A 6,682-nucleotide genomic window follows, 5' to 3' on the forward strand; every position below is an offset into this window, starting at 1 on the left:
AGCAGCCCGGCCGCCTCCACCGGGTTGACCTCGCGCGCCCGCGCCACGAGGTCGGCGAAGACCGCAAGGTCCAGGTCGCCACCGGCCACGTCCAGGCGGTAGCCGCCCCCGCCGCGCACCAGGGCCTCCCCCAGCCCGGCCGCGCGCAGGTTGTGGCGCAGCCGGGACACGCACCCGTGCACCTGCGTCCGCGCGGTCGACGGCGCGGCACCGCCCCACAGCGCCTCGATGAGCTGCTCGACCGACACCGCCCGGTTGGCGTTCAGCAGCAGGAACGCGAGCACGGCGCGGTGCTGCGGGCGCCCCACGGGAATCGGGCGATCGTCGGCGATCGCCTCGACGGGTCCCAGGACACGCCACTTCATTGGACCCCCCAGCATTGACCTACGACGAAGTCTAGGGGGTCGGGGCACAGTCGGGTCGGATCTTGGACCAATCGCGGCGGTCGACGTAAGATCGGCTTTATCCTCGGCGGCCATGAGGGCACGCATCGTCATCGCGCTTATCGCTTGTGCATTGGCCGTCGTCTCGTGCGGCAAGAAGGAAGCACCCCAGGCAACGCCCTCGTTCGCGACGGACGCCAACGCGAGCGCGTCGGCCGGGGCCAACGGCTCGCCCGGCCCGACGAAAACAAGTGGGGGCGGCGGCAACAACGCGCCCACCTACCCCAAGAACGCCAAGGATTACGCGCACGCGCTGCTCGTGGCCAACAGCAAGAAGGACAAGACCCGGGTCGATCAGCTCGCCCAGCAGTCGGCCGTGCTCCAGTTGGCTACCTACCAGAACCTCGATCCCAACTGGAACACGCACGTTTCGTGCGGCCCCGACGGCGGCTCCCACACGGTGTGCGTCTTCCGCAACACCCACGGGGACGAGGCGTCCGTCAAGCTGGCGAACCTCCAAATCGGACATCCGACGGCGGCCGTCGAGGCGCTCATCGACCGCACGACGTATCCGAGTGACGCCGCCGGTTATGCCAGCGCCTTCACCAACGCGTGGGAGAAGGGCAACACCGACCGGATGAAGCGCCTGTCCAACAGCGGCACAGTCGACTTCTTCAAGGGCAAGACCCCGGCATCGGGCTACACCGCCTACCCGACCCCGGACGGCACCCACACGAAGGTCAAGATGGAGGGCCTGCCCGTCGGCGCGTTCAGCTTCGTGCTGCGGATCGCCAATGGCTCACTGGGCAAGGCCAACGCAATTACCGGCGCCCAAAACGCGTAGTAAACCATACTCTGGCGCGGTGACGCGCTACTACCTGGTGAGCATGTTCTCGTACCCGTCGGGTCACCTGCACATGGGCGATGCCGAGATGTACTCGATCAGCGACGCCATAGCCCGGTACACCCGGATGTGCCGGCCGAATATGGTACCGGTGCGATCTCGACTTCGCGCGGGCGCTGCTCAACGTGGCCGTCGCGCGCCTGATGGAGCTGACCAACGTGCTGCGCAAGGCGGTCGGCTCCGGCGCGGGTCCGGCCGACCCCCGCGACGCGCGAAGGCGCGGAAGCGTTGGTGCGCATGCTGTCTGCCGGACTGTTCTGCCAGCAGTGGAAGCGACCTTCAGGTGAACAGCAGGGGCCGGGCACCGTTCGGCAATGGCCGGTGCCCGGCCCCTGGCGCGTCGCGAGTGTGGTGTGTCAGCCCTTGATGGAACCCTTCCGCGTGCCCTCCTCGAACGTGGCCATGCAGATGACCTCGCGGTCACCGGCCGCCCACGTGGTCTTGGTCGGGTGCAGGTAGAAGATGCGGATCGTCTTGTCGTCCTTTGTGGACGGCGAGTACTTGTCGAGCTCGGTGAAGCACTTGTCCTGGGCCTGCTTCTCGACCTGGCTGTCGCCGGGGTAGGTGCCGCCGGTCAGGTTGAAGATGGACACGACCTCGCCCTCGTGCTCCACGGTGCACGACACGACCGGGACGGTGCGCAGCGTCCCCTCCTTGAGGCCGTTGACGCACTGGCCGACCTTCAGGTCGTCGACCTTGACCGAGGTCTCCTTGCTCGACTGCGCCTGCGGCGTGGACGACGCGCTGGGCCGCAGCCCGGCCAGCGGGTCGGTATTCGTCTCGGCGTTGGACGCCGCGATGAACACGACGACGCCGACGATGCACCCCACGACGACCCACACGCCGGACGCGACGAGGCCACCGATGGCCAGGCCCCGGCCCTTGTCGCCGCGCTTCTTGATCTGTGAGAGCGCGATGAACCCGAAGATGACGCTGAGCAGGATGCCGCCGACGATGCCGAAGATCAGCGAGGCGATCGCGAAGCCGTTGGTCTTGCCCGACGGCGGCGGCTGGCCGGGCGTGCCGTAGGCGGGCTGCCCGTATTGCGGCGCACCCGAAATGGGCGCGCCATAGGAAGGTCCGCCCGACGTGGGCGGGCCGTAGGAGGGGCCACCCGAGGTGGGCGGGCCGTAGGAGGGCTCGCCGGACGTGGGCTGCCCATAGGCCGGCTGGCCGTACTGCGGCAGGGCCTGCGTGGAGTCCGGCTGCGGCGCGTATGGCGACTGGCCATAGGATGGCGGCTGCGCCTGACCGTAGTCGGGTTGCTGGCCGTAGTCAGGTTGCTGGCCGTAAGCTGGCTGCTGACCATAGGCCGGTTGCTGCTGGCCGTAGTCAGGTTGTCCGTATGGCTGCTGTCCCTGGCCGTATTCGGGCTGCTGGCCGTATGGCGGCTGCTGGCCCTGTGGATGCTGCTGGCCGTACTGGGGTGGTTCATAGGAGGGCTGAGTCACAACCGGGCAGCCTAACAGGCCGATATCGGACCACTCCCGGCAGATGTAACCAGCGTCACCTACCAGCACGCATCGTCTTTACAAAACCATTTCCAGCGGTACCGCGTCGGCCATCGCCTGATTCCCGGCGTCGTTGGGATGGATGTGGTCGCCGCTGTTGTATTCGGGCCTGAGTTTGGTCGGCTCGGCCGGGTTGCGCATCACCGAATCCAGGTCGATGACGCCGTCGAAGTCCATGCTCGTACGAAGATAGGAATTGACCGACAGCCGGACCGAGTCCAACTCCGGCGTGTACTTGACCTCCTCGCCGGAGACGAACGCGTTCCACGGCGTGATCGTGCACGCGTAGATTTGCAGCCCGGCCTGATGCGCCAGCGCGGCGAGCTGCTGCAGCTGCGCGATGATCCGATCCGGCTGGTCCTTGCTGATCCAGATGTCGTTGATGCCCAGCAGGACGATCACCTTGCGGACGCCGGTCTGCGCCACCACATCCGAGTGGAACCGGGCCGACGCGTTCACCCCGAGCTCCGCGAGCCCCATGTCGGACCCGTCCCTGCCCAGCCGGTTGCCGACCATGCCGAGGTTGACCACACCCGGTGCGAGCCCGCCCGGCGCCTCCCGGTTGAGCCGCTCGGCCAGCAGGTCACTCCACCGCTTGTCGGCGTTGATCGTCGTCTTGAACCCGTCGGCGATCGAGTCACCGAGGATGGCGACCGCGCCCTTCCCGTTGCGGTTCAACACGTCCAGGCCGCTGAGGAAGAACCACGAGGTGCGCGTCTCGGGAAGCTTGGCCCCGCTGGGCGACACGACATGGTTGCCCTCGCCGAAGTAGGCCGTCTCGCGCGCGGCCAGGTGCCACGTCGCCGGGCCGGTCGCCTGCTCGAAATACAGGCTCACGGCGATGTCGTGCGAGGCGGGCACCGCCATGTCGATGGGGTCGCTCACCGCGTTGCCGCCCGCCGGGATGGTCAGCGTGCGCTGCCCGAAGAACATCACGTCCTTTATGGACCCCGGCTTGAGGTCGCCTGGACCTCCGGTGCCTGTCCCGCCCCCCGTGGTGCCGAACGGCAGCGCGACGGTCGCCTGCGCGATGGTGATGGGCTGCTTGCCGAACCGGTTGGACAGGCGGATGCGCAACTTCTCCCCGCCAACGGAGGTGTGCACGAACTGCCGGATGGTCTGATTGGCAAAGCCTTGAGTCGATTTGCCCGCGCCCGCCGGTGCCATCGCCGCCGCCCATGAGGCCACCCACTCCAGCTGATTCGGCGGCTCCTTCTGCCCGGCCGCGGCGACAAGCGCGGTCGCGCCGATGGTGGCAACCGTTACCAGGGCAAGCAGCATCTGCCGCCGTCGCAAAGGGCTCACGAATTCGCAGTCTACGAGCGGTAAACGGCCGTTGGAAATATCTCAAATGGCTGATACCGGATTGGACTCCCCGGCGGTAGGGTCCGCCTATCCCCCCACACATTTTCAAAGGACTGTGAGCATGGACGTGCCAAACTACGCGCGCAGGGCAGTGGATATCCTCGAATCCTACGGCGACGCGGAGGCCTTGGTCGGGATAGACGGCCGCAGATACAGCTATAGCGAGGTGCGTGAAGGCGTCCTCACGATGGCCGCGGCGCTGTGGCACCACGGCGTCCGCGAGGGCACGGCGATCGGCATGCTCGCCCGCAACCCCTCCGAAAACCTGTTCCTTCAGCTCGGCGCGCACCTGTTAGGGTGCCGCACGGCGTGGGTCGCCAGCCACACGCCCCCGGCTTTTCGCCGCCGCTTCCTGAAGCTCGCCGAGGTCGACGTGTTCGTCTACGACGCCAACGTCTTCCCCGAGCTCGGGCCGGAACTCGCCGAGGCGGCGGACCCGATGCCGGTCTTCTGCTTCGGGCCCGGAGGGCTCGGCCCCGACCTGACCGCCTTTCCGCACAGGATCACGCACGTCGACGACCTGCCGTTCGACCCGGCAGCCGTCACCGCGCGACCGTCGTCGCTGTTCCAGACCGGTGGCACGACGGGCGATCCCAAGCTCGTCCACCATGGTGAGCGCTTCTTCCGGGCCCTGCAGACGCTGTCGGAGATGTACCTGGCAAGCGGCCAGCCACACATCCGGCATCTGCTCGTCTCCGGCACCTGGCACGTCAGCTCGCAGACGGCCGCGTTCATGACGCTTTACACCGGCGGCACGCTTTTCCTGCACGACGGCCTGGAGTGGGAGCCGTTCATGGAGACCATCGAGAAGGAGCGCATCACCAGCACGCTGCTGTCTCCCCCGCTGCTGTACATGTTGCTGGACCACCCCAAGCAGCAGGAGACCGACTTCTCCAGCTTCAAGAGCCTGACCATCGGCGGGGCGTGCGCCAACCCGAGCCGGCTGCGCGAGGGCATCGACCGGTTCGGCCCGGTCATGCGGGTCGTCTACGGCATGAGCGAATCGCCGTTCATCGCGGCCCTGCCCGAACTCGTGGCGGACCCGGAGCACCCGGAGCGGCTGGCGTCATGTGGCCTGCCGTATGGCGACATCGAGCTGGAGATCCGCGACGAGGACGGCAAGCCCCTGCCGGTCGGCGAGACCGGCGAGATCTGGATCAAGGGCTCGCTCATCATGGAGAGCTACTGGGGCATGCCCGAGCTCACCGCGGAGACCATTGTGGACGGTTGGCTGCGCACGGGCGACGCCGGCCGGCTCGACGAGCACGGATACCTCTACATTCTGGACCGGGTCAAGGACATGATCGTGACCGGGGCGGCCAGCGCCAATATCTTCTCCCGCCCGATCGAGGATGTGCTGGCCTCGCACCCGCAGGTGCGCGGGGCGGCCGTGATCGGTGTGCCGCACGACATGTGGGGCGAGGCCGTGCACGCCTATGTGATGGTCACGCCGGGCGCGAGCGTCACCCCCGACCAGCTCAAGAAGCTTGCCGTGGCGGCGCTCAACGAGGCATGGTCGCCGAAGACCATCGAGTTCATCGACGCGTTCCCGCTCACGGGGTCGGGCAAGGTGGACAAGAAGGCGTTGCGCGAGCTCTATCTGGCGGACCGAAGCCTGTCGTGAGCGAGGGCCCACCCGAGCGAATCAGCAGCCGTTTGCCCCGGAACCCAGCGGAGGAGTGACATGAGCGAGGGCCCACCCGAGCGAATCAGCAGCCGTTTGCCCCGGAGCGCGGCGGAGGAGTGACATGAGGGAGACGGGGACGCGGCTGTCGTTCCTGGCCGTGCCGTGGGTGCTGCTGGTGGGCGGCGTGCGCTGGCAGGACGTGGCCGTGGTCTCGGCGGTGCAGGTCGCGGGCTATCTGCTCGTGCACGGCAAGCGCCCGCTGGGTCCGTACGCGGACGTGGTGAGCGTCGCCGTGCTGGGCATGATGGCCTACTTCCACGACGACGTGCTCGTGGTGGGCGGGCTCGCGGCGGTGCTGGGTGCCCTGCGCGGGTTCCCGTCCCCGCCGCGCCCGTCCACTTCGGACGCTGTGCCGCGCGAAGGCCTGATCCACGTGCTCCTGGTGTTCGCCGGGGTCGGGGCGGGCGCGGCCGCGATGTGGCTCGGAACGCTTGGTGCGCTTTGGGTCGTGGCCATCGTGTTCGCGATCTCGGCCGTGCGGCCGGGCCTCGCCGAGGCGCGGGTGCGGCCGACACCCCCGCTCACCGTCGGGCTCGTCGCCACGATGGCGCTGACCCAGGCGGCCGCGACCGTCGCCGTGCTGGTGTGGCTGCGCGATGTCACGCGCGTGCCCGAGCTGCTGGGCCTGCTCGCGGCGGCGTTCGCCGTGGGCATGGCCGGGTTCGGCGCGCGGCACCTGATGTTCGCGGTGGGCTGCCTCGCCGGTGGGGCAACGCTTTTCGTGCTCTCCGGGCGGCCGGTGGCACTGCTGCTCGTGGTCGTCGCCGGGTTTGTGGCGGGGCTCGCGACCGCCTCGGTGAACCCGCCCGTCTCGCGTCCCGCCTATCTCGGC

General features: G+C 68.3%; 5 protein-coding genes and 1 pseudogene. 3 read left to right on the forward strand and 3 right to left on the reverse strand.

Going from position 1 to position 6,682, the window contains the following annotated elements; all coding sequences use genetic code 11:
• The coding region (locus DM816_RS39245) for an AfsR/SARP family transcriptional regulator (protein ID WP_170318926.1) at positions 1-365 on the reverse strand (365 nt) is incomplete at its 3' end.
• Positions 366-477: 112 nt separating this feature from the next.
• Between DM816_RS39245 and DM816_RS39250 the strand changes: the two genes are divergently transcribed.
• The gene (locus DM816_RS39250) at positions 478-1,227 is read left to right on the forward strand and encodes a hypothetical protein (RefSeq protein ID WP_117215552.1); all 750 of its coding nucleotides are present in this window, start codon (positions 478-480) and stop codon (positions 1,225-1,227) included.
• Between the two features lie 416 nt (positions 1,228-1,643).
• Here DM816_RS39250 and DM816_RS39255 read toward each other — a convergent pair whose 3' ends face one another.
• Both DM816_RS39255 and DM816_RS39260 read right to left on the reverse strand, forming a co-directional pair.
• The gene (locus DM816_RS39255) at positions 1,644-2,738 is read right to left on the reverse strand and encodes a DUF4190 domain-containing protein (RefSeq protein WP_117215553.1); all 1,095 of its coding nucleotides are present in this window, start codon (positions 2,736-2,738) and stop codon (positions 1,644-1,646) included.
• A gap of 78 nt (positions 2,739-2,816) precedes the next feature.
• Positions 2,817-4,103, reverse strand: a complete 1,287-nt coding sequence (locus tag DM816_RS39260; RefSeq protein ID WP_162908303.1) for a GDSL-type esterase/lipase family protein — start codon at positions 4,101-4,103, stop codon at positions 2,817-2,819.
• A gap of 121 nt (positions 4,104-4,224) precedes the next feature.
• On the opposite strand from DM816_RS39260, the gene DM816_RS39265 reads away from it, so the two are divergent.
• Both DM816_RS39265 and DM816_RS39270 read left to right on the forward strand, forming a co-directional pair.
• Complete coding sequence (locus DM816_RS39265; protein ID WP_117215555.1) at positions 4,225-5,787, forward strand: AMP-binding protein; 1,563 nt, start codon at positions 4,225-4,227, stop codon at positions 5,785-5,787.
• A gap of 124 nt (positions 5,788-5,911) precedes the next feature.
• Positions 5,912-6,682, forward strand: a pseudogene (locus tag DM816_RS39270) (hypothetical protein); the annotation flags it as partial.

The organism is Allorhizocola rhizosphaerae, from assembly GCF_003426775.1.
Taxonomy (GTDB): Bacteria; Actinomycetota; Actinomycetes; order Mycobacteriales; family Micromonosporaceae; genus Allorhizocola; species Allorhizocola rhizosphaerae.

Bases quoted from the DNA above. Each gene is read 5' to 3' on its own strand.
- DM816_RS39250 (WP_117215552.1), top strand. From the start codon at position 478: ATGAGGGCACGCATCGTCATCGCGCTTATCGCTTGTGCATTGGCCGTC.
- DM816_RS39265 (WP_117215555.1), top strand. From the start codon at position 4,225: ATGGACGTGCCAAACTACGCGCGCAGGGCAGTGGATATCCTCGAATCC.